Source organism: Lentzea sp. NPDC051838 (genome assembly GCF_040681245.1).
Taxonomy (GTDB): domain Bacteria; phylum Actinomycetota; class Actinomycetes; order Mycobacteriales; family Pseudonocardiaceae; genus Lentzea.
Genome location: NZ_JBFAYI010000019.1, coordinates 38,422 through 59,895 on the forward strand (window position 1 = coordinate 38,422; position 21,474 = coordinate 59,895).

Sequence of the window (21,474 nt, forward strand, 5' to 3'; positions counted from 1 at the left end):
AGCAGAAAGATGACCCTAAAACCACTCAAAGGTGGCTGAAAGACCTCTGAGCAGGCTCTTCCCCGCACAGCAACACAAACACCAAGGGGAGAAACCAGCATGAGAATGCTCATCGGTCTGGGCGCCGCGACCCTCGCCGCGATCGCGATGCCGGCCGTCGCGCATGCCGCGCCGCACACCACGGTGTACGTGAACGGCCACCAGCTCGTCATCGACGCCGAGGCCGGCAAGACCAACAACATCGTGGTCGCACTGGACACGGCGAACCACCGCCTCACCGTCACCGACTCCGGTGACCTGTTGGCCGTCGGTGCCGGGTGTGCGCTGACCAACGACATCGTGCGGTGCACCTACGAGTCCGGCGCGACGAAGCTGATCACGTCGGTCCGGGTCAACGCGGGTGACCTCAACGACCGCATCGCGATCAACTACGACAACACGAACGCCGACGCGATGCCGGCGTACGTGTACGGCGAAGAGGGCAACGACGTCATCGAGACCCGGGCCAAGGGCACGATCAGCGGTGGCGACGGCGTCGACACCCTGCGTCCCAAGCGCGGCGGCGTCAACGTGTACGGAGGTGCGGGCGTGGACCGCGTCGACTACAACAACGGCAGCGTGCTGCACCCGAACTCGGGTGTCTCGGTGACCATCGGCTCCGGCACGGATGACGGCTACGACACGTTGGCGCTCAAGGACTACGTGGCGAGCGACATCGAGAACCTGACCGGCACCAACTTCGTCGACCACCTGGTCGGCAGCGCGGTGGCCAACAACATCCTGGCGCTCAACGGCAACGACCTCATCTGGGGCCTCGCCGGCAACGACACGCTCAACGGCGGCAACGGCGTGGACACCTGCCTCGACGCCGAGGACGGCGACGTCCTGGTCAGCTGCCCCTGACCTGCGAAGACACCGACCTTAAGACGGCTTTAAGCGAGCGCGGCATCCTTCGGGTCCGCGGGCTGAACCCAGCCCGCGGACCCGAAGGGGGATGGACGTGAAGGTGATGAGCACGGCCCTGCTCGTGCTGGGTCTGACCAGTCCGGCGGTCGCGTTCGCGGAGACCGACGAGGTCGTCGCGGTGCAGGCCACCAGCCCGGAGTCGTCCGCGGCCAAATCCGTGTCGGTCAGCTGCCCGGACGGCACGAAGGTCGTCGGCGTCGGCGGTTCGGTGACGGGCGAGCGCACGACGATCACGCGGGTGAGGCCCAGCGACGACCTCACCAGCGTCGAGGTCACGGCGGTCGAGCACGGAGCGGGGACCGTGCAGCAGTGGACGGTCAAGGCGCGGGCGAAGTGCGCGTCCGGCGAGGTCACCCTGGTGGCCAAGAGCGCCACGAAGAACGCCGAGGCCTCGTGCCCCGGCACGCAGAAGACCCTCGGTGTCGCGGGGGAGACCGACGGCGTGCACCTGACCAGGCTCGCGCCCAAGGGCAACCTCAAGGGCGCGTTGGTCGAGGCACCCGACAACGCCACCGTCACGGCCTACGCGATCTGCGGCAGCAGGCCGGGACTGGTGCTCCGCGGCGGCACCTCGTCGATCGTGATGAGCCCGACCGGGTCGAAGTCCGTCGCCTGCCAGAGCGGCGAGCAGGTCCTCAGCGCCGGTGGTGCGGTCGGTGGCGCTGTCATCGACGACGTCGAACCGGTCGGGCCCGTGGCGATCGTCTCCGGTGAGTCGGCGGGCGCTCAGGGGCAGGCGATTCGGTGGTCGATCACGCCCTACGTGGTGTGCTCGCAGTGAACGGGCGCGGATCGACCTCGATCTCGCGCATCCGCGTGACGTAGGTCTGGTAACACCTCCTCGCCTCGCCGTGACTCCCTCCGGCGGCGAGGACGCGCACCAGCATCAGGTGCGCGGGCTCGTCGTACGGGTCGCGTTCCAGTACGCGCAGGCAATACCTGCTTGCCAGTGCGTACTCCCCACCGGACTCGGCCCGTGCGGCGAGCACCTGCACCACCTGCAGATAGATCAGCCTGGCTTCTTCTCGCAGCCTTCCCGCCCAGTCCTCGTACGGGTCTTCCTCCAGGAAGTCGCCGTGGTACGCGGACTCCGCGGCGGACAACAGCGAGTGCGCCTCGGACGAGTTCCGTTGTGCCGCAGTGAGTCCCGCACGTGCGTCGGCGAGGAACGCGACCACGTCGACGGGCAGGACGTCCGGGTCGAGCCGGATCGCGTCACCCTCGGCCACGATTCCCGCGCCCGCCCTCAGCACACTGCGAGCCGTGGACAACGCCACCGCGAGCCGGTTCGCGACCTTCTCCGGTTCCTCGTCCGGCCACAGCAGGTTTCCCAGCGCCTCACGGGTGATCGGCCGTCCGCGCCGGGCGATCAGGATCTTCACGAGGTCACGAGCCTTGCGAGACTGCCAGGCCGCGGGAGGCAGCGGGTCGCCGTCGCGCAGCACCCGGAACCCGCCCAGCGTCTGGATGAACAGCTCGGGCCTGCTCTCCTTGCGGCACGTCTCGGCGACCCCCGCCGCGGCTTCCGCGAGAACCCGTGCGCCGAGATCCGCTGCCTGCTGCCGTGCCTCGCCGGCGAGCTGTTCTCCTGCCGCACCACCGATCAACGCGGCCTGCGCCGTGCGCACCCGGATCTCGCCGAGCGGGTTGCCGATCTCCCTCCACAACGTCAGCGCCTGGTCGAGCAGCACGGTGTCGCGTTCCAGCACTCCCCGCAGCCGCAACGCCCGCGCGAACCCCGCCCGGTCACCTCGCCGAGTCGCGATCTCCGCGGCCTCCTGACACCGGTCCTTGTCGTGGTCGAGCCAGCCCAGCACGAGCAGTGCCGCGACGCTTTCGCCCAGCTCCAACGCTTTGCGGGCGTGCTCACGGGCGAGGTCGGGGTCGTCCTCGGAGAAGAGCTCGGCGAGTCCGACGTGCGCGAGGATCATGTGCGGCACGGTGTTCTTGGCGGACGCGAGCCGCAGAGCCTCGTGCAGCGCATAGGCCGCCAACGCCCGGTCGCCGCGCTTGCGGTGCACCTCGCCCAGGTAGACCAACGGCGCGGCCGCGAGCCAGCTCCCCGCCGCGTCGAACACCTTCTGCGCCGCCAGGAAGTCCGCGGCCGCCTCGTCCAGCCGGCCGAGCCCGAGCAACGCCTCGCCGCGGTTGTGCAGCCCGATCGCCCGGTACGTCGCGAATCCCGTGACGTCCGCGAGCGGCAGCATCTCCTCGATCTCCTGCAACGCCGCCCGGTGCTCACCGGCCTCGACGTGGTGCGACGCCCGGTTGCTGCGAATCCGGATGACGCCGAGCACGTCACCGGCCTTCTGCGCATGATCCAGCGCGATGTCGTAGTGCTCGGTCAGCTCGTCGCGCTTTCCTTGTGCCGCAGCGACCATCGCCAGCACGGTGTGCGCGGTGCCGATCGCCGCGTCGTTCGTCGTGTTCAGCGCTTCGAGAGCCTTGCCAGAAGCAGCTTCCAGGTTTCCCAACGCCCAGTGCGCGCTGGCCGCCGTGCTCAGCAACATCGACTCGGCGGTCGGGTCGGACCCGTCCGGCACGTAGTCGTCGCAGATCTTCAACGCGTCCTCTGGCCCGCCGCGCAGGTGCTGGATCCACGCCATCCGCCAGGCGAGCTCGGCGGTCAGCCCGTCCTCGGTGGCCTTCGTGAACCGGTCCGCCGCCTGCCGCCACTCGCCCCGCAGCTGGTGCGCGACCCCTTCGAGCTGCCAGACCTCGGCCGTGCGTTGGTCATCCGGCACCCGCTGCGTCGCCGTGAGCACGGCGTCCGCGCCTCCCGTGCGCAACACGTCGTCGAGCAACGCGGTGACGCCGTGCCAGTCCTCCAGCGCGGCAAGGGAATTCACCGCGCGCACGTACTCTCCGCGGTTCGTGAACCACCGCGCCGCCGTCCTGTGCACGCCGGTCGCGGGTTCCACGTACTCCCGCGCCAACGGCACCAGCGTGAACCAGCCCGGTTCGGCCCGGACCTGCTCGACGAACAACCCGCGTCGCGCGAGGTCCGGCAGGATCGTCGACGCCTGCGAATGGCCAAGCTCCACCAGCAGATCCGTAGTGAATCGATCGAACGCCGCAGCCGTCCTCAACAGATCACGCGTCTGTTCCGGTTCCCTGCCAACGACTTCGTCGACCAGATCGGCGAGCTCTTCGACCGTCCCCGTCTCCGCGACGAGCCGCACCGCGATCGGCCACCCGCCGGTCACCTCGTGCACGTCGTGACCAGCGACCACAGTGGTCTCCTCCGCGCTGAACGCCAGTTGAGACGCGGTGATCTCGGTCAGCTCCCCGTCGATCTTCAAGCGCCGCAACGAGAACGGCGGCAACGCCCGTCCGGACAGGACCATCCTGGCGGTCGGCGGCAGCTGCAGGCACAGCGCCTCCAGCAGCTGAACGGCCGAATCCCCTTGTCTCAGCACGTGCGTGTCGTCCAGCACGATCAGCACGTCCGACGGCCAGGCGTCGATCAACAGCCCGGCGAGGGCGTGCGCGCGTCCGGCCTCGTCCTCACCGGACACCGCCGGCACGCTGGTCCACCCGGCCGCCAAAGCGGAGGCCATCGGCTGCAACAGCCGATGGCCTTCCTGGCAGGTGTGCCACACCACCGCACGGTCGGTGTGCGCCTGGGTCAGCAGCGTCGTTTTGCCGTAACCGGCTGGTGCGACGAGAGTCGTGAGCCTCGTCGTGCGGAGCAGCCCCTCCAACCGGGGCCGCCGGATCACCGTTGTCCTCCCACGCCCCAAGATCGTTGCTCAGGCGCGAGCGTTACACCGCGGACTCCACCTTCTTCCTCCGCAGCCGCATCACCGTCGCCACCACCAGGATGATGAGCAGGATGCCGTACGCGATCGCCGCGAACGGGCTCGCCACCAGCGCGGTGAGAGAGCCTTCGCTGATCTGCAACGTCCGGCGCAGCTGTTCCTCCGCCATCGGCCCGAGGATCATGCCCACGACCAGAGGTGCGACCGGATATCCGTGGCGCCGCATGAAGAACCCCGCGACACCGATCACCAGCAGCACGATCAGGTCGTCGACCACGAAGTTCACCGCGTACGTTCCCAACGCGGCGAACAACAGGATTCCCGCGTACAGGTACGGGCGGGGGATCTGCAGCACCTTCACCCAGATCTTCACCAGCGGCAGGTTCAGCACGAGCAGCATCACGTTGCCGATGTACAGCGACGCGATCAACGCCCACACCATCGCCGAGTTGTTGGTGAACAGCAACGGTCCCGGTTGGATCCCGTAGCTCTGGAACGCCGCCACGATCACCGCCGCCGTCGCGGTCGTCGGCAGTCCGAGAGTCAGCAACGGCACCAGAACACCTGCCGCGGCAGCGTTGTTGGCCGCTTCCGGACCCGCCACACCCTCGATCGCCCCGTGTCCGAACTCCTCCGGCCGCTTCGACAGCTTCTTCTCCGCCGCGTACGACAGGAACGTCGACACGTCCGCACCACCGGCGGGCACGGTGCCGATCGGGAAGCCGATCGCGGTGCCGCGCAACCACGGTTTCCAGGAGCGCGCCCAGAACTCGCGCGTCATCCACTTGCCGCCAACAGGAACGACCTCGATCGGTCCGTGCCGCAGCCGTGACGCCACGTACAGCGCCTCACCGACCGCGAACACGCCGACCGCCACCACGACCACGTCGATGCCGTCGGCCAGCGTCGCCACACCCAGCGTGAAGCGTTGCTGCCCGGTCAGCGTGTCCGTGCCGACGAGGCCGATGAACAAGCCGAGTCCCAACGACGCCAGCCCGCGCACCGGTGACGATCCGAGCAGAGCAGCGACAGTCGTGAACGCGACCACCATCAACGCCACGTAGTCGGCCGGGCCCAACGTCACCGCGATGTCCGCAATGGACGGTGCCAGCAACGTCAGCAGCACGGTCGCGATCGTGCCCGCCACGAACGACCCGATCGCGGCCGTCGCCAGAGCGGCCGCGCCACGTCCTGCGCGAGCCATTCTGTTGCCTTCCAACGCTGTCACGATGGAGGCCGACTCGCCGGGTGTGTTCAGCAGGATCGAAGTGGTCGACCCGCCGTACATGCCGCCGTAGTAGATGCCCGCGAAGATGATCAAAGCAGCCGTGGGGTCGAGCGTGTACGTCAACGGCAGCAACAGGGCGACCGTCATCGCGGGCCCGATGCCCGGCAGCACGCCGACCGCGGTGCCGAGCGTGACGCCCAGCAACGCGTACAGCAGGTACATGGGTTGCGCGGCGGTCGCGAAACCCTCCAGGAGAGCGTTGAGGTCACCCATCGAGGAACGGCACCCCTTCGAAGATCCCGGCGGGCAGCGACAGGCCCAGTCCGTACGCGAACACGACCTGCACCACCAGCGCGAGCACCACCGCGATCGGCAACGCCTTCCACCACACCGCGCCCAAGGCCCAGGCGGCACCGAAGAACAGCACCGCCGCCGCGACCGGCCAGCCGAGCAGTCCGATCAGCACCAGGTGCACGACGAGCACCGCGACCAGCTTGGCCACGGTGACCCAGTCGGTGCGGACGGACGCGTCGACGTCCTCGCCTTCTTCGGCTTCACCGAGCTTGCCGCGCACGGTGGCGATGATCGTCGCGATGCCCGTGACGACCAGCAGAGCTCCTACGGCGTAGGGAAAAACACGCGGGCCGACCGCGTTGTCGTCACGTGCGACGATCGTGGTCGCGTCGACCAGGGTGAAGACCCCGATCGCCGCGACCAGACCGCCGAACACGTACTCCTCGAGCTTGGCAGCAATCACTTCACGAGCCCGATGTTCTGCAGCGCCGGGCGGATGCGGCCGATCTCCTTGTTCAGGAACGTGGAGAACTCGCTGCCGCTGAGGAACGTGTCGGTCCAGCCCTTCTTCGTGAGCTCGGTCTTCCACTGCTCGCTCGCGTGCATGTCGGTGACGAGCTTGGTCAGCCGCTCCTTGGCCTCCGGCTTGATCCCGCCCGGCGCCACGACACCGCGCCAGTTCGTGAGCTCGACGCCCAGGTTCTGGTCCTTGAACGTCGGCACCTTCAGCGTCGGCTCCTGGTTGGGCCCGGACGTGCCGAGCGCGCGCAGCTTGCCCGCCTTGATCTGCTCGCGGTACTCGCCGACGCCCGAGATGCCCGCGTCGACCTTCTTGCCGAGCAGCGCGGCCAGCGACTCGCCACCGCCGGAGTAGGGGACGTAGTTGAGCTTGGCCGGGTCGATGTTCTTCGCCTTGAGCAGCAACCCGGCGAGGATGTGGTCGGTACCGCCGGCCGAACCACCGGTGATCGAGATGCCCTTGCCCTTCTCGGCGATCGCGTTCAGCAGGTCCTCGGTCGTCTGGTACGGCGAGTCGGCCGGCACGACGAGCACCTCGTCCTCCGCGGTCAGCCGTGCGATCGGCGTGACCTCCTCCAGGCGCGCCGCGGAGTTGTTGGTCTCGACCGCGCCGACCATCACCAGGCCGGTGATCATCAGGAACGACTCGGAGCGCTCGTTGGCGAGCTTCTGGAGGCCGACCGTGCCTCCGGCGCCACCGACGTTGCTGACCTGCACCGATCCGGCGAGCTTCGCCCCGGACACGGCGGTCTGCATGGCCCTCGCGGTCTGGTCCCAGCCGCCGCCGGGGTCGGCCGGTGCCATGATCTCGAGCTTGCCGATGGTGCTGTCCTTACCACCAGAGCTCTTGTTCGCAGCCTGACCGCATCCCGCGAGCACCAGTCCGACGGCCGCGATCGCCGCCGCACGTCTCCAGCCTGCACTCATCGAGCTCACTCCTCAGCTTCGTTGCCGATGTTGGGCGGGAACGGTAGGGAGCGGCAGGTCACGAAACGGGGCATAGGTCGTAAGGGACGTATTGGTCGTTAAGTTCGTGACCCAGTTCACATGTATTGCGTAAGAATGCCCCTCATGTTTCGCAGGTCGGTCTCGCTGGGCGTCTCGCTCCTGGTGTTGCAGGTGGTCATCGTGCTGATGACGACCTGTGCCGCCGGGCTGCTCGCGGCCAAGCTGCAGAGCGACCGCATCCGCGAGGCGTACAAGGACCGGATGCTGTCCGTGGCGGAGAGCGTGGCGCGGTTGCCGACGGTGGTGCAGGCGTTCGACTCGCCCGACCCGTCCGCGACGATTCAGCCGCTGGCCGAGCTGATCCGCAAGGCTTCGCAGGTCACGTACGTGGTCGTGACCGATCGCAACGGTGTCCGCTACGCCCACCCCGATCCGAAGCGCATCGGCGAACGCGTCTCCACCGATCCGACGGCGGCGTTGTCCGGCGAGGTGTTCGTGGGCACGGAGACCGGCACGCTCGGGACGTCGTTGCGCGCCAAGGTTCCGGTGCGGGCGGCCGACGGGCGCATCATCGGCATGGCGTCGGTCGGCATCCTGGAAAGCCAGCTCGCGGACGACCTCGCCGAGGACCTGCCGGAGCTGATCGGGTGGCTCGCGGGTGCGGCGTTGATCGGCGTGCTCGGAGCCGCGCTGGTCACGCAGCTGGTGCGGCGCCGGACGTTCCGGCTCGAACCCGCCGAGATCGCGCAGCTGCTGGAGACGCGCGACGCGATGCTGCACGGCATCCGCGAAGGCGTGGTGGCGGTCGACGATCGGCAACGACTGGCGCTGGTGAACGACGAGGCGTTGCGGTTGCTGGGGCTGTCGGAGAACCCGACGGGACAGCCCGCGGACCAGGTTCTCGACGAAGGCCTGCTGGAGTTGGCGAGGGCCGAGGACGACCGTTCGGACCGGCTCGTGCTGGCCGGCGAACGGGTGCTGGTCGCGAACCGGATGACGGCCAAGACGCACGATCGGGCAGTCGGCGTCGTCCTGACCTTGCGTGACCGAACCGAGTTGCACGACGCGTTGCGCGAACTCGACGGGCAGCGGACCGTTACCGAGGTGCTGCGCGCGCAAGCCCACGAGTTCTCGAACCACCTCCACGTCATCGGCGGTCTGCTGGAGCTGGACCGCCGGTCGGACGCGGTGGCTTACATCGAACGCGTCGGCGGGGCCGGATCGATCACCGCGGACATCATCGACGGCGCCAACGCCGATCCCGCGCTGGCGGCGTTGCTGCTCGCCAAGTCCTCCACCGCGCACGAACGCGGTGTCGAGCTCCGGCTGGACCCGGACAGCGCGGTCGACATCCGCGCGGGCGACGACGCGTTGACGGTGCTGGGCAACCTCGTGGACAACGCCGTGGACGCCGCGGAGACAGGTGGCACCGTGCGCGTGCTGGTTCGTTCGTCGGCACAAGGAGTGCGGATGGTCGTGGACGACGACGGCTCAGGGGTGGACGAGTCGCAACGCGGCCGGATCTTCGATCTGGGCGTGAGTTCCAAGGGCGCCGACCGGGGGATAGGACTCGCATTGGTGTCGAGGGTGGTCACCCGCCGCAGCGGGCACGTGGCGATCACCGACTCGGAGATGGGCGGCGCGTCTTTCGACGTGTGGCTGCCGGAGACGGGGAACCGATGAGCGTGCGGACCCTGGTCGTGGACGACGACTTCGCCGTGGCGGCGATCCACCGCGGGTTCCTGGAGGCGATGCCGGGGTTCGAGGTGGTCGGCGAGGCGCACCGCGGTGGTGAGGCGTTGCGTGCCGTGGAGGCGTTGCGACCGGACCTCGTGCTGCTGGACATCCACCTGCCGGACATGTCGGGGCTGGAGGTGCTGGCGCGGTTGCGTGCTCGCAACGGACCTCCCGTCGACGTCATCGCGGTGACGGCCGCGCGCGAACGGGAGACCGTGCGGCAGGCCATGTCCCGCGGTGTCGACAACTACCTCGTGAAACCCTTCACCCGCACGGCTTTCCTCGACCGGATGCGGGAGTACCTGGCCCAGCGGACCGAGGTGCAGCGGCTCGGTCAGGTGCTGGACCAGGACGAGGTCGACCAGCTGATGCACCACCGGCCACGAGTGGTGCTGCCCAAGGGTTTGTCGGCCGTGACGCTGCGGTTGGTGACGGATGCGTTGAAGGACAGCGAGAACGACCTGTCGGCGCAGGAGGTCGGCGATCGGGCCGGGTTGTCGCGGGTCAGCGCGCGGCGGTACCTGGAGCACCTCGTGACCATCGGGATGGCCGAGGTGCAGCCCAGGTACGGCATGGCGAACCGGCCCGCGCACGGTTACCGGCTGACCTGACCCACCACCTGGTCGACGACGATCATTCCGGCGACTGCCGCGCCGAACGCGACGACCGGTCCGAAGTGGGTCAGGCCGAAGGCGACGACCACGGCGAACGTCAGGGTCGCCGGCGCGGAGCGCAACGCCCCGCGCACCAGCGACTCCGCGGCCGGGAAGCCCGAGCGGCGGTGGGTCGACGACGCGAGGATCGTCAGCACCACCGGGATGCACGACAGCAGGCCGGCCAGGTGCGGCCCGAGAAACCGCGCCACCACCGCGAGTCCCGCCAGCACCGCCACCGTGACCAGCACGCGGACCGGTGCGTCCCAGCGCGGGATGGGCGTGGACTCGACGTGGTCAGGCGCCGGCCACGTCACGAGTCCGGCGATCGCGACCGCCAGCGTCACCGGCCACGCGGAACTGTCCGCGACCGAGAACGCGGCGGCGGCGACCACCAGCGCGACCACCACCGGAGTGCGCGCCCACCGGCCGAGCCGCCCGTACCCGAGGCAGAACGCGACGAACACGAGCTGCCCCGCGACGATTCCCTTGGCCGCCTGAGCCGCGGCTTCCGCGCCGTCCAGGAGCACCAGGGCCAGCAGCAACGGGAAGGTGGTCGTCGGGAATCCCGCCAGCCGCCCGCCCAGACGGTGACCGAACCGTCGTTGCACCACTGTCAGCATCGGGATCGTGAACACGGGCAGGACCAGCGGAAACAGCAGGACTTCCATGGTCAGAACGTTTCCACGTCTGGCGGCTCACATGGCTCGGAATTCCTGCTCGGATGGTGAGATCTGCCGAGTTTTCCTCAGCACTTGTGTTGTTTGGCCGAGTTCTTCACGATGGGGTGGTGGACGCCATCGACCGCGAGCTGGTGCGACTGCTGGAACGGGACGCCCGAGCCACCTACAACGAGCTGAGCACGCAGGTGCGCCTGTCCGCCAACACCGTGGCGGACCGGGTGCGCCGGCTGCGGGCGTCCGGGGTGATCAGCGGTTTCCGTGCCGAGATCGACCCGGCGGCGCTGGGCAGGGGCCTGAACATGGTCAGCGACATCCGTCTGCGCGAGGACGCCGACCGCGCCCGGTTCGAGCAGGCGCTCCAGCTGCTGCCGCAGGTGGTGTCCGGAGCGCGCATGACGGGGGAGTACGACTACCAGATCAGACTGGCGTGCGTGGATCCCGCCGAGTTCGAGACCGTGGTCAACCGGCTGCGGCAGGACCACGGGGTGCGGGAGATCCGCAGCCGGCTGGTGTTGCGCGACATCGCGATCAACGCCAGCGACCTGCTCGACCTCAGCTGACCTTGGCGTCCCAGTCGATGCGGTAGTTCTGGTCCTTCGTGAATGCCCGTGCTCCGAAGGCTTTCATGGCGAGCGGCATCAGCAGGCGGGTGATCGGCCCGATGCCGCGCTTGTTGCTGTTGGTGCGCGCCGCGCGAGCCGCGATCCGTTCGACGCGTGGCCTGCGCAGTTGTTCGTAGGTCGCGAAAGCCGTTGGGATGTCCGGGATGTCGCGCAGGCAGCGCGCGAGCTGGACCGCGGACTCGGCCGCCAGTGACGCGCCCTGACCGGAGCTGGCGCTCGGTGCGTGGGCCGAGTCGCCGACGAGCACCATGCGGTCGCGGTGCCAGCGCGGCACGCTCGGCATGATCTCCAACGGGATGCCGGCGACCACGGTGTCGCTGTGCGCCAGCAGTTGCTTCGCCGGCATGTCGTCGCCGTAGGCCTCGCGCAACCGGGCCATCCAGGTGTCGGACGGGACCGCCGCGATCTCCGCCGCCGTCATGGGTTCCGGGACCGCGAGGTTGTTGAACCACGCGACGGTGCCGTCCGGCTGGGACCAGTAGCCGAGGAACGAGTTGCCGAAGACGAAGTACATCGTCTCCGGATCGCCCTGCACGCCACTGCCTTCGGCGTACGAGCCGAATCCGAGCAGGCCGACGTACTCGGGGCCGGGCGCGGACGGGTCGATGATCGTGCGGACCGTCGAGCGGATGCCGTCGGCGCCGATGAGCACGTCGCCGGACTCGCTGCTGCCGTCTTCGAACGTTGCCGTGACACCGTCTTCGCGGGTCTCCACGTCCACCAGGCGCTTGCCGTGCTCGACCTTGATCCGTTGCGCCGTCGCGAGTTCCCGCAGCCGCCGGTAGAGCTCGGTGCGCCACACGACCCGGCTCGGCTCACCCTCGACGCTGCCCAGCACGTGACCCTTGTTGTCCGTCATCACCATGCGGCGCACGGGTTCGCCGAAGTCGGTGTCCACGCCGACGATCCGCAACGCCGCCAGGCCGTTCGGTGCGACGTTGAGGACTCCGCCGACGCCGTCCGCCGTGGTGTCGTACGCCTCGAACACCGTCGAGTCGATGCCGGCCTTCTGCAGAGCGAGCGCGGTGACCGGTCCCGCGATGCCGCCCCCGATGACTAACGCTTTCATCTTTCCCTCCCGAAGTGCTGCCGCCACAACGCCTGGTACTTCTCGTCTCCCAGCTGGCCGACCAGCTTCGCGACGAACCGCGACTCGGCCTCCAGCAACGAGATCCGGTACTCCTCCTCGACCAGGAAGATCCACTCGACGCCGTCCTCGGTCGCCTTGGTCATCACCTCGCGTGCCTCGGCGAGCTCTCGTGCGAGGACGTCGTCCCGGGTGCGCAGCAGGTCCGCGGCCTCCGCCGGGTCCAGCACCGAGATCAGCGACAGCGCGACCCCGAACTGCGGGTACTCGTGGACTGGGTCGCGAACGAGCTCGCGCATCCAGTCGTAGAGCTCCGTGCGTCCCTCGTCCGTGAGCGCGTAGACCGTGCGCTCGGGCCGTTGGGTGTCCTTGACGGTCTCCTGCTCAGCGACGAACCCGGCCTTCTGGAGCTGTTCGAAGACCATGTAGAGCGAGCCGCGGTTGAACTTGATGTTGCGGTCCTTGCCCGTGTCCTTGAGCTGTTTGCCCAGCTCGTAGGGGTGCTGCGGACCCATCACGAGAAACGCCAGCACCGCCAGCGCCAGCGGGTTCGACACCTTGCGCCGCATCCGTCCATCCTCCTTGGTCGATGTCAACTATCCGACTCTGACTAGTCGATGTCAACTAATTGGTGAATTGGTCTATACCTCGTATTGACCGTGAACTTTCCCGGTTCCAGACTGGGTGGACAGGCCGCCTCCCTGCACAGGAGGTTCGGCGTGCGCAGAAACCTCTCCAGAAAGATCCTTCCCCTCCTCGCCGCTCTCGTGACCACCGCCGGTCTCGTCGTGGTCGCGCTCGTGAACCCGGCACCGTCGTCCGCCGCTGGGCACGAGGACTGTCGTCCGGACGGCCTGTACCGGACGCCCGGCGTCGACACCCCGTACTGCACCGTCTACGACACCGACGGCCGGGAGAAGATGGGCGACAAGTCCCGTCGCGTGATCGGCTACTTCACCAGCTGGCGCACCGGGAAGAACGGCGCGCCCGCGTACCTGGCGAGCAACATCCCGTGGACCAAGGTCACCCACCTCAACTACGCGTTCGCGAACATCGGCACGGACAACCGGATCTCGGTGGGCCCTGCCGGGGCCAACAACGCGTCCACCGGCATGGAGTGGCCGGGTGTGCCGGGCGCCGAGATGGATCCGTCGTTGTCCTACAAGGGGCACTTCAACCTGCTGACCAAGTACAAGAAGCAGTACCCGAACGTGAAGACGCTGATCTCGATCGGTGGCTGGGCGGAGTCGGGCGGCATCCTGAACCCGGACGGCACCCGCAACGCCACGGGTGGTTTCTACAAGCTCGCGCAGTCGCAGGCTTCGATCAACACGTTCGCGGATTCAGTCGTGGCTTTCCTGCGGCAGTACGGGTTCAACGGCGCGGACATCGACTACGAGTACGCGACGTCGAACAACTACGCCGGGAACCCGGACGACTTCTGGATCTCGAACGCCAACCGCGGCACGTTGTGGACGGGCTACGAGAACCTGATGAGGACGTTGCGCGACAAGCTCGACCGCGCGGGTGCGGCGGACGGCAAGCACTACCTGCTGACGGCGGCGGTTCCGGCCAGCGGTTGGTTGTTGCGCGGCCAGGAGGTCTACGGCGTCACCCGTTACCTCGACTACGTCAACATCATGAGCTACGACCTGCACGGCGCGTGGAACCACTTCGTGGGCCCGAACGCCGCTCTGTACGACAACGGCCAGGACGCCGAACTGGCCCACTGGCAGGTGTACACGACGCCGCAGTACGACGGGCAGGGTTATCTGAACACCGACTGGGCGTACCACTACTTCCGCGGTGCGATGCAGGCCGGTCGGATCAACATCGGTGTCGGTTTCTACACGCGTGGATGGAGAGGTGTCACCGGTGGCACGAACGGGTTGTGGGGCCGCGCCGCCTTGCCCAACCAGGCGCAGTGCCCGCCCGGCACCGGAGGAACCGTCGGGTCGACCGTCCCCTGCGGCAACGGTGCGATCGGCATCGACAACCTGTGGCACGACGAGCTCAACGGCATGGAGGTGCCGTCGGGCGTGAACCCCATGTGGCACGCCATGAACCTGCAGAACGGCATCACGCCGGACTACCTCACCAAGTACGGTCTCGACCCGGTCAACGACCCCGACGACCGGCTCACCGGCACGTACGCCCGCAACTACAACAGCACGATGGTCGCGCCGTGGCTGTGGAACAGTTCCAAGGGTGTGTACCTGTCCACTGAGGACGACGTGTCGCTCGCCGCGAAGGCCAGTTACGTTGCCGGCAAGGGCATCGGCGGCATCATGATCTGGGAGTTGGCGGGCGACTACGCCTACGACAGCGCCAAGTCCCAGTACTACATCGGCGACACGCTGCTCACGAAGATCAACGACGGTCTGCGTGGTGCTGCGCCTTACGGTGCGTCGAAGGCCGGTCGGACGATGCCTTCGAACGTGTTGAACGTTGGCGTCTCGTTGTCCGGCTTCGCGTTGGGCGACAACAACTACCCGATCAACCCGACGATGCGGATCACGAACAGCTCGACCGTCACGATCCCCGGTGGCACGCGCGTCGAGTTCGACTACGGCACCAGCGCGCCGGGCAGCATGACCGACCAGTCCGGGTTCGGGTTGTCCGTGGCGACACGTGGGCACAGTGGTCCGAACGTCGGCGGGCTGCGCGGCGACTTCCAGCACGTCGTCGTGACTTTGCCTTCGTGGCAGACGATCGCGCCCGGTGCGTCGGTGGACGTGCGGCTGAACTACTACATGCCGATCGCGTCGCCGTCGAACTTCACGTTCACCTTCGGTGGCAACAGTTACGTGATCGCGGGTGATCTGCCGCGCGGTAGTGGCAACCCGCCGACGTCCACCACGACGTCGACCACAACCTCAACCACCACAACGACAACGACAACGACGACCACGTCTCCCGGTGGTAGTGCGTGGGCGCCGTACACGACGTACGCGACCGGGGCTCAGGTGACCTACGGTGGCATGACCTACCGCTGCCGTCAGGGCCACACCTCGTTGCCCGGCTGGGAACCGCCGAACGTTCCCGCGCTGTGGGAACGAGTCTGAGCCGGTGAGGACACGACCGTGTTTGCGGCGATGTCGCAAACACGGTCGTGCGCGGCGGTTCCGTCGCTTTCGGCTCAGTGCCACGGTCAGGACTGTGAAACTGATACCCGCACTGATCCTCCTACTACCGGTCGCGACCGTCGGAGTGAGTCATGCCGCCGGTCACATACGCGCTGTACCAACGAAGAAGTCGGACGACGCCGTCGTCACTCTCGTCACCGGTGACAAGGTGACGTTGTCGAAAGCCGGCGGCAGAACTATGGCGCTTGTCAAGGCGGGGCAAGGCAGAGAGCACATCAGGTTCTCCACGCGAGCCGTCAACGGACATGTGCGCGTCGAGCCCTCGGACGCCACCGTGCTGATCAACCAGGGCCGGGTCGACTCGCGGCTCTTCGACGTCACCCAGCTCGTCGAGTGGGGCTACGACGACGCGAAGCGCACCACGACACCGTTGATCGCGACGGGGGAGGTGGGCGCGTTCACGGCGGCGGGCGCCCAGGTCACCCGGCAGCTGCGCAGTGTCGGTGGGGTGTCTTTGACGGCGGCCAAGGACACCGCGTTCTGGGAGTCGTTCAAGACCTCACGGGCCAGGATCTCGTTGAGCGGCAAAGCGAAAGTGCTCGACGCCGAGTCGAACGCGCAGATCGGTGTGCCGAAGGCGCGTGAGGCCGGGTTCGACGGCAAGGGTGTCACGGTCGGTCTGCTCGACACCGGTGTGGACACCGGCCATCCGGACCTTCAGGGCGTCGTGACGGAGGTGCAGGACTTCACGGGGTCCGGATTGAAGGATGGCGTCGGGCACGGCACGCACGTCGCGTCGATCATCGCGGGAGCTGGTGCCGCTTATGGTGGCGTGGCGCCGAAAGTGTCCGTCGTCGCGGGCAAGGTGTGCGGTGACGAGTACTGCGAGGAAGCCGCGATCCTGGCCGGAATGGAGTGGATCGCGGGCAAGGCCGAGGTCGTGAACATGAGCCTGGGCAGTGACTACGGGACGAACGACGATCTGCTTTCGCAGGCCGTGAACAACCTGACGGCGTCGACCGGCACGTTGTTCGTGGTGTCCGCGGGCAACTCGGCTCGTCCGTACACGGTCGCCTCACCGTCCACTGCGGACGCCGCGCTGTCGGTCGCGAGCGTCGGACGCACGGACGAGGTGAGCGGGTTCTCGTCGAAGGGGCCGCGGACCGGTGACCACGCGCTGAAGCCGGACATCACGGCGCCGGGGGAGAACATCGTGGCGGCGCGAGCGTCCGGTACGACGATGGGCACGCCCGTCGGGGATTCCTACGTCGCTGCAAGCGGAACGTCGATGTCCTCGCCGCACGTCACGGGCGTCGCGGCGTTGGTGGCGCAGGCGCATCCGGACTGGACGGCCGCGGAGCTCAAGGGCGCGTTGATGTCGTCGACCGCCGGGAGTCTGCCGGTGTTCGCGGCCGGCGCCGGACGGGTGGACGCGGCACGTGCGGTGGCGCAGGGCGTTTTCGCGGACGGCAGCGTGAGTTTCGGTCAGCTGCCGTGGCCGCGGCCTGTCGAGCCTGTCACGAAGTCGTTGACCTATCGGAACAAGGGGGCTGCTGACGTCACGTTGGCGCTCTCGGTGACCGACGAGGCGTTCGCTCTCAGCGCATCTTCTCTCGTTGTGCCTGCGGGAGGCCGAGCTGGCGTGGAAGTGTCGGTGCGGCCCGGTAAGCTTCCTCCCAACGGTGGCAGTGTGGGTGCTCGTGTCGTGGCGACGGCGGGTGCTGTGGTGGTGCAGTCCGCCCTGGGCGTGGTGGCGGAGCCCGAGTCGTTCGACCTCTCGGTGCAGCTGCTCGACCGCACCGGTGCCGTTGCGAGCAACGCCGTGGCGCAGCAGGTGATCGTGCTGCACCACACGTACGACGGTGAGTGGGACTTCCGTCCGGTGGTCGTGGACGGTGTGGCGAAGGTGCGCGTGCCCAAGGGCGACGTGACGATCTACGCCTCCACCGGCACACCTGCGGCTGAAGGGCGTCCCGAAAGTGTGACGGCGCAGGTCATCACGAAGTTCGCGCTCTCGAAAGACAGCGCGTTCGTGCTGGACGCGCGCAAGGGCAACAAGGTCACGTACACCGTGGCGGACCGGCATGCCGAGAAGCCGCATCTCACGACCGTCGACACGCTGACCGAGTTCGGGCAGCGCGGGCTCTCCGGCATGGAGTTCGTGACGGGCGACAGCGAGGTGTACGTCGTGCCCGCGAAGGCCGAGCCGGGCACGACGCTGCGGTTCGGCACGTCGATGGTGCTCGGCGCGCGGGACTCGCGGTACTACCTGACCGGGCTCGGGCCGGAGAACGAGATCCCGGCGAGGCCGTCGTTCCGCACGCACACCAGGGAACTGGCGCGGCGGGACGTGAGGTTCTCGGCTCAGGGCGCACCGGCCGACGCGGAGTTCGCCAGGGCGCCGTTCTACTTCCCCGGCCAGTTCTTCTCGTTCGGTGCCTACGAGACGGTCACGATGCCGCGTGGCCGGACCGACCACCTCAGCGCGACGGACTGGGTGTCGGTGCTGACGTTCCAGCGCACGGTCGGCACGCCGATGACGGGGCCGTGGGGCCAGGTGACGGACGTGACCGGCGTGGTGTCGGCGGGCAGGCCGGTGCCGGAGCACTGGAACGCGCCCGTGATCGCGCCGTCGCTCGCGCTGGCACCCAACTTCAACACGCAGGTGTACCGCTACGAGGACGGTCTCGGCGCGAACATCGGCATGTTCTCGCCCGCGGCGGGAGGTCAGGGCAACAACCCGAACTTCCAGGCCTTCACCGCGACGGGAGACACGACCCTGGAGCTGCTCGGCTCCGAACCGGTGCCGAGCGGCTATCCCGGCCTGGGCGCGTGGGCCGGGCTGCCGGACGAGAAGGCGCGGTACAAGCTGACCGCCAAGGCCACCAGGGCGGACGCGGTGCCGTTCGCCGAGCACTCGCTGACCACCGAGGCGAGCTGGACGTTCAGCTCGGCCAAGGCGGACGGCTATGTCGGGCTGCCGTTGATGTTCCTGCGCACGAACGGCGCGTTCGACGGCCTGGGCAAGGCCAAGCCGGGCGCGTTCCCGCTGTCGGTCGAGGTGCTGCGCCAGCCCAGGACCACGACTGAGGCACGCGTGACGAGTGTGACCGTCGAGTACTCCACCGACGAAGGTGCGACGTGGAAGCGCGCGCCCGTGGCCGGTCAGGGGAACCGGTGGTTCGCACTGGTCCAGAACCCTCGCAGCGGGTTCGTCTCGTTGCGAACCAGCGTGTCCGATTCGGCCGGTGACACGCACAGCAGTTCCGTTCTTCGGGCCTACAGCGTCAAGTAGCCCGTCGCAGTGAGCGTCCCCTTGCTAGCTTCGGCCGGCAAGGGGGCGTCTATGCGCGAATCGACGGAGTTCGTGGAGGCAGCGGCCGCGTTGAGGCCGGTGCTGGAACGTGACCAGGCAGCCGGTGACCGCGACCGGAGGCTGAGCGACGACGTGATGGCGGCGATGCGGGACGCCGGGATGTTCCGCATGTTCGTGCCCAGCTCGTTCGGCGGTCTGGAACTGGGGCTGCGGACCTCTGTGGACGCGCTGGCGGCGTTGGCGCACGGCGACCCGTCCGCGAGCTGGGTCGTGATGATCCTGGGCGCGGCGGATCTGGTGGTCGCCCAGATGCCGTCCGATGCGCAGCAGGAGATCTACGCGGACGGCCCGGACACGCACGTCTGCGTCGTCCTCACGCCCCATGCGACGGCCGAGCGCGTCGACGGCGGCTGGCGGATGTCCGGTGAGTGGGTCCCGGCTTCGGGCTGCCTGCATTCTTCCTGGGGCGTGTTCGGGTTCCCGATCGCGGAGGGAGACGTCGGCGTCGCCGCGGTTCCGTTCAGCGACCTGCGGGTCAAGGACACCTGGCACACCGTCGGCATGCGGGCGACCGGCAGCAACCTCGTCGTGGGGCAGGACATCTTCGTGCCGGACCACCGCGTGATGCGGCTGGCCGACGCGATCGCGGGGCCGTTGGGCACAGGTGCCCGGTTCCGGTCGGCGCTGGTTCCGACGGTGCTCACGTACATGACCGGCCCGTACCTCGGGATGGCGTCGTCGGCTCTGGAGCACGTGATGTCCAAGGCGCACAAGCGTCCTGTGTCGTTCACGACCTATCAGCGGCAGAGCGACTCGCCGGCGTTCCAGATCGCGATCGCCGAGGCGACCGCGAAGCTCGACGTCGCCCGGCTGCTGGCCCACTCGTGCGCCTCGCTGGTCGACGACCACGCGATGGCCGGCACGTTCCCGGACTACGAGACCCGCGCGCGGCACCGCCTGCACGCGGCCCACGCCGTCCGTCAGTGCGGGGAGGCCGTGGAGATGCTGGTCTCCGCACACGGCGCGGCGGCCGTGGCGGAGTCCAGTCCTCTCAGCGTTCTGCTGCGCGACATGCAGACGGCGCTGCGGCACGCGATGATCAACCCGTCGTGGAACATGGAGGCGTGCGGTCGCGCGTTGCTGGGCGTCGAGCCCAACATCGTCGCGCTACTGTGAGGCCTCGTAAGCGGCCCTGAACGCAGATGCGCCGTGCACCGACTCGAACGGCCAGCTCACCGGAACACGGCCGCCCAGCTGTCGTTGAACGGCGGCGGCCGTCGTGAGGTCTGCGCCACCGCAGAACTCGATGAGCTCGGCACCTTCGTCGACCAGTGGTAAATCGTTGCACTGCGCCGAATCGGTCCGTCGGCGACACCTCGGTCGAAGCTCGCCCTGCCCACCGGTGCGCGTGGCACAACCCGTTCGATCACCTGCACCGCCTGCCCGAGACCGAATCCCCGACACAATTCGACGAGCCGCACCCGTGCTCGTCCACCGCCAGTGCCGCGACCTCGGCGGCCTGATGGGCATCGGACACCCACACGAGCAACGTGCGGCTGTCCGCGCTGTGCCCGATCATCTGCCGCGCGACCGCCGGATCCGCACCCGGCTCCAGGAACACGAACAACTCCCCAGTCTCGAGTAATGTCGAGGTTCACTCGGTGCTGCCAGGTGCAACGGCGGAGGCGATCTCGTTCATTCCCACTCCCAGTTGACGCCGATCACGCCGGAGGTCATGCCGGTCGTCGTCACGTGCACTGAGTTGTGCACGGACAGCGGCAGTTCGGTCAGCACGTGCTGCTCGACGAACAGATCGGCGCGGAAGTACTCGTACACGCGGCAGGGCAGTGCGTCGGGGTGGAACCGCACCTCCAGCAGACAGGTTCCCTCCGGCCGTCGAAACGCACGGGCGCAGTCAGTGCGAGAGGCCACCGGGTCGCGCACCTCTTCTTCCCACACCCACGTTTCGCCGGCCTGAAGCCGTTGGCCGAAAAGGATTTCCGCCGCGAGCACCCGACCCTCGCGGTGGCGCAGAACCGTGCCGAGCGCGCAGTTGCGGGAAGGCACGACCTCGACCTGGTCGATGTCGCACTCCGGCCCGCCGTAGTACCGGACCACCGTCCGATCCACGCCGTCGTGGCGTGCACGCGCTACTGAGCGGCCCGCGATCCGCGACGGGTTGCGGTCCGGTCCGACGTGCACGACCTGTTCGGACGTCAGCATCTCCAGCCGCCACGCCCGTGCGCCGGGCAGCTCGTCCAGGAGCTCCGCCATCGGCCCGCTGTACTCGTCCACGCCTTGCCGAGGCCGGAACGGTGGTGGCTGGTGCGAGCAGAGCAGGTTCGTCAGCGTCTGCTGTGGCAGGTCGAGGATCTCTTCGAGCGCTTTGATGGCCTGCAACGACTTCGGCCGTCGGGGCCACGCGCGTCCGTGCTGCCAGTCGCTCAGACTCGCGAGTCCCACGGCGATCCCGCGCTCGGCGAGGCGCGACCGCAGGCGTTCCAGCGGAAGCCCGCGCTCACGGATCGCGTCGCGCAGCACGAGGTGAAACGGTCCGGTCATCGCACATCGAA

The 21,474-nt window shown here is 68.3% G+C and carries 18 protein-coding genes; 8 read left to right on the forward strand and 10 right to left on the reverse strand.

The window, feature by feature from the left end; translation table 11 throughout:
- Positions 1-99 precede the first annotated feature (99 nt).
- Both AB0M24_RS31760 and AB0M24_RS31765 read left to right on the forward strand, forming a co-directional pair.
- On the forward strand, positions 100-903 hold the full coding sequence (locus AB0M24_RS31760; RefSeq protein WP_363776192.1) for a hypothetical protein: 804 nt from the start codon (positions 100-102) through the stop codon (positions 901-903).
- Between the two features lie 106 nt (positions 904-1,009).
- Positions 1,010-1,747 carry a hypothetical protein gene (locus tag AB0M24_RS31765; RefSeq protein WP_363776195.1) on the forward strand — a complete coding sequence of 246 codons (738 nt, stop codon included), beginning with the start codon at positions 1,010-1,012 and terminating at the stop codon, positions 1,745-1,747.
- Here AB0M24_RS31765 and AB0M24_RS31770 read toward each other — a convergent pair.
- Genes AB0M24_RS31770 through AB0M24_RS31785 form a run of 4 tightly spaced genes read right to left on the reverse strand, consistent with a single transcriptional unit; the run spans position 1,719 to position 7,695 of the window.
- Positions 1,719-4,688 carry a BTAD domain-containing putative transcriptional regulator gene (locus tag AB0M24_RS31770; RefSeq protein WP_363776198.1) on the reverse strand — a complete coding sequence of 990 codons (2,970 nt, stop codon included), beginning with the start codon at positions 4,686-4,688 and terminating at the stop codon, positions 1,719-1,721. The genes AB0M24_RS31765 and AB0M24_RS31770 overlap by 29 nt on opposite strands.
- A gap of 43 nt (positions 4,689-4,731) precedes the next feature.
- A complete protein-coding gene (locus tag AB0M24_RS31775; protein ID WP_363776202.1) occupies positions 4,732-6,228 on the reverse strand; it encodes a tripartite tricarboxylate transporter permease in 1,497 nt (498 codons plus the stop codon).
- Positions 6,221-6,712, reverse strand: a complete 492-nt coding sequence (locus AB0M24_RS31780) for a tripartite tricarboxylate transporter TctB family protein (RefSeq protein ID WP_363776205.1) — start codon at positions 6,710-6,712, stop codon at positions 6,221-6,223. The genes AB0M24_RS31775 and AB0M24_RS31780 overlap by 8 nt, the downstream gene beginning before the upstream one ends.
- Positions 6,709-7,695 (reverse strand): tripartite tricarboxylate transporter substrate-binding protein, encoded by a 987-nt coding sequence (locus tag AB0M24_RS31785; RefSeq protein WP_363776208.1) that lies wholly within the window; start codon positions 7,693-7,695, stop codon positions 6,709-6,711. The genes AB0M24_RS31780 and AB0M24_RS31785 overlap by 4 nt, the downstream gene beginning before the upstream one ends.
- 144 nt (positions 7,696-7,839) lie before the next feature.
- Between AB0M24_RS31785 and AB0M24_RS31790 the strand changes: the two genes are divergently transcribed.
- Both AB0M24_RS31790 and AB0M24_RS31795 read left to right on the forward strand, forming a co-directional pair.
- Positions 7,840-9,399 carry a sensor histidine kinase gene (locus AB0M24_RS31790; protein WP_363776211.1) on the forward strand — a complete coding sequence of 520 codons (1,560 nt, stop codon included), beginning with the start codon at positions 7,840-7,842 and terminating at the stop codon, positions 9,397-9,399.
- Complete coding sequence (locus AB0M24_RS31795; protein WP_363776214.1) at positions 9,396-10,064, forward strand: response regulator; 669 nt, start codon at positions 9,396-9,398, stop codon at positions 10,062-10,064. Before AB0M24_RS31790 ends, AB0M24_RS31795 begins: the two co-directional genes overlap by 4 nt.
- On the opposite strand, the gene AB0M24_RS31800 is transcribed toward AB0M24_RS31795, so the two are convergent.
- Positions 10,049-10,777, reverse strand: coding sequence for a hypothetical protein (locus AB0M24_RS31800; RefSeq protein ID WP_363776217.1), 729 nt, complete (start codon positions 10,775-10,777; stop codon positions 10,049-10,051). The genes AB0M24_RS31795 and AB0M24_RS31800 overlap by 16 nt on opposite strands.
- 119 nt (positions 10,778-10,896) lie before the next feature.
- Here AB0M24_RS31800 and AB0M24_RS31805 point away from each other — a divergent pair, with 119 nt between their 5' ends.
- A complete protein-coding gene (locus tag AB0M24_RS31805) occupies positions 10,897-11,349 on the forward strand; it encodes an Lrp/AsnC family transcriptional regulator (RefSeq protein ID WP_363776220.1) in 453 nt (150 codons plus the stop codon).
- Here AB0M24_RS31805 and AB0M24_RS31810 read toward each other — a convergent pair.
- Together AB0M24_RS31810 and AB0M24_RS31815 are read right to left on the reverse strand one after the other, a co-directional pair.
- Positions 11,342-12,481: an NAD(P)/FAD-dependent oxidoreductase gene (locus tag AB0M24_RS31810; protein WP_363776223.1), complete on the reverse strand. Its 1,140-nt coding sequence runs from the start codon at positions 12,479-12,481 to the stop codon at positions 11,342-11,344. The two genes, AB0M24_RS31805 and AB0M24_RS31810, sit on opposite strands and share 8 nt — an antisense overlap.
- A complete protein-coding gene (locus tag AB0M24_RS31815; RefSeq protein ID WP_363776226.1) occupies positions 12,478-13,068 on the reverse strand; it encodes a PadR family transcriptional regulator in 591 nt (196 codons plus the stop codon). Before AB0M24_RS31815 ends, AB0M24_RS31810 begins: the two co-directional genes overlap by 4 nt.
- A 150-nt stretch (positions 13,069-13,218) precedes the next feature.
- Between AB0M24_RS31815 and AB0M24_RS31820 the strand changes: the two genes are divergently transcribed.
- The 3 genes from AB0M24_RS31820 to AB0M24_RS31830 all read left to right on the forward strand — a co-directional run bounded on the left by AB0M24_RS31820 (position 13,219) and on the right by AB0M24_RS31830 (position 20,077).
- On the forward strand, positions 13,219-15,564 hold the full coding sequence (locus AB0M24_RS31820; RefSeq protein ID WP_363776229.1) for a glycosyl hydrolase family 18 protein: 2,346 nt from the start codon (positions 13,219-13,221) through the stop codon (positions 15,562-15,564).
- 94 nt (positions 15,565-15,658) lie between these two features.
- On the forward strand, positions 15,659-18,880 hold the full coding sequence (locus AB0M24_RS31825) for a S8 family serine peptidase (RefSeq protein WP_363776232.1): 3,222 nt from the start codon (positions 15,659-15,661) through the stop codon (positions 18,878-18,880).
- A 51-nt stretch (positions 18,881-18,931) separates the two neighbouring features.
- On the forward strand, positions 18,932-20,077 hold the full coding sequence (locus tag AB0M24_RS31830; RefSeq protein ID WP_363776235.1) for an acyl-CoA dehydrogenase family protein: 1,146 nt from the start codon (positions 18,932-18,934) through the stop codon (positions 20,075-20,077).
- Here AB0M24_RS31830 and AB0M24_RS31835 read toward each other — a convergent pair.
- The 3 genes from AB0M24_RS31835 to AB0M24_RS31845 form a co-directional block, all read right to left on the reverse strand.
- Positions 20,069-20,365 (reverse strand): DUF6506 family protein, encoded by a 297-nt coding sequence (locus AB0M24_RS31835; protein ID WP_363776238.1) that lies wholly within the window; start codon positions 20,363-20,365, stop codon positions 20,069-20,071. The two genes, AB0M24_RS31830 and AB0M24_RS31835, sit on opposite strands and share 9 nt — an antisense overlap.
- Positions 20,328-20,522, reverse strand: a complete 195-nt coding sequence (locus tag AB0M24_RS31840; RefSeq protein ID WP_363776241.1) for a hypothetical protein — start codon at positions 20,520-20,522, stop codon at positions 20,328-20,330. The genes AB0M24_RS31835 and AB0M24_RS31840 overlap by 38 nt, the downstream gene beginning before the upstream one ends.
- Before the next feature lie 74 nt (positions 20,523-20,596).
- A complete protein-coding gene (locus AB0M24_RS31845; protein WP_363776245.1) occupies positions 20,597-21,463 on the reverse strand; it encodes a hypothetical protein in 867 nt (288 codons plus the stop codon).
- Between the last annotated feature and the right edge of the window lie 11 nt (positions 21,464-21,474).

What these genes read in the sequence shown, in the direction of transcription:
- AB0M24_RS31785 (WP_363776208.1), bottom strand. Translation starts at nt 7,695, where the DNA reads ATGAGTGCAGGCTGGAGACGTGCGGCGGCGATCGCGGCCGTCGGACTG.
- AB0M24_RS31815 (WP_363776226.1), bottom strand. Translation starts at nt 13,068, where the DNA reads ATGCGGCGCAAGGTGTCGAACCCGCTGGCGCTGGCGGTGCTGGCGTTT.
- AB0M24_RS31760 (WP_363776192.1), top strand. Translation starts at nt 100, where the DNA reads ATGAGAATGCTCATCGGTCTGGGCGCCGCGACCCTCGCCGCGATCGCG.
- AB0M24_RS31800 (WP_363776217.1), bottom strand. Translation starts at nt 10,777, where the DNA reads ATGGAAGTCCTGCTGTTTCCGCTGGTCCTGCCCGTGTTCACGATCCCG.
- AB0M24_RS31830 (WP_363776235.1), top strand. Translation starts at nt 18,932, where the DNA reads ATGCGCGAATCGACGGAGTTCGTGGAGGCAGCGGCCGCGTTGAGGCCG.
- AB0M24_RS31765 (WP_363776195.1), top strand. Translation starts at nt 1,010, where the DNA reads ATGAGCACGGCCCTGCTCGTGCTGGGTCTGACCAGTCCGGCGGTCGCG.
- AB0M24_RS31775 (WP_363776202.1), bottom strand. Translation starts at nt 6,228, where the DNA reads ATGGGTGACCTCAACGCTCTCCTGGAGGGTTTCGCGACCGCCGCGCAA.
- AB0M24_RS31845 (WP_363776245.1), bottom strand. Translation starts at nt 21,463, where the DNA reads ATGACCGGACCGTTTCACCTCGTGCTGCGCGACGCGATCCGTGAGCGC.
- AB0M24_RS31795 (WP_363776214.1), top strand. Translation starts at nt 9,396, where the DNA reads ATGAGCGTGCGGACCCTGGTCGTGGACGACGACTTCGCCGTGGCGGCG.
- AB0M24_RS31810 (WP_363776223.1), bottom strand. Translation starts at nt 12,481, where the DNA reads ATGAAAGCGTTAGTCATCGGGGGCGGCATCGCGGGACCGGTCACCGCG.
- AB0M24_RS31790 (WP_363776211.1), top strand. Translation starts at nt 7,840, where the DNA reads ATGTTTCGCAGGTCGGTCTCGCTGGGCGTCTCGCTCCTGGTGTTGCAG.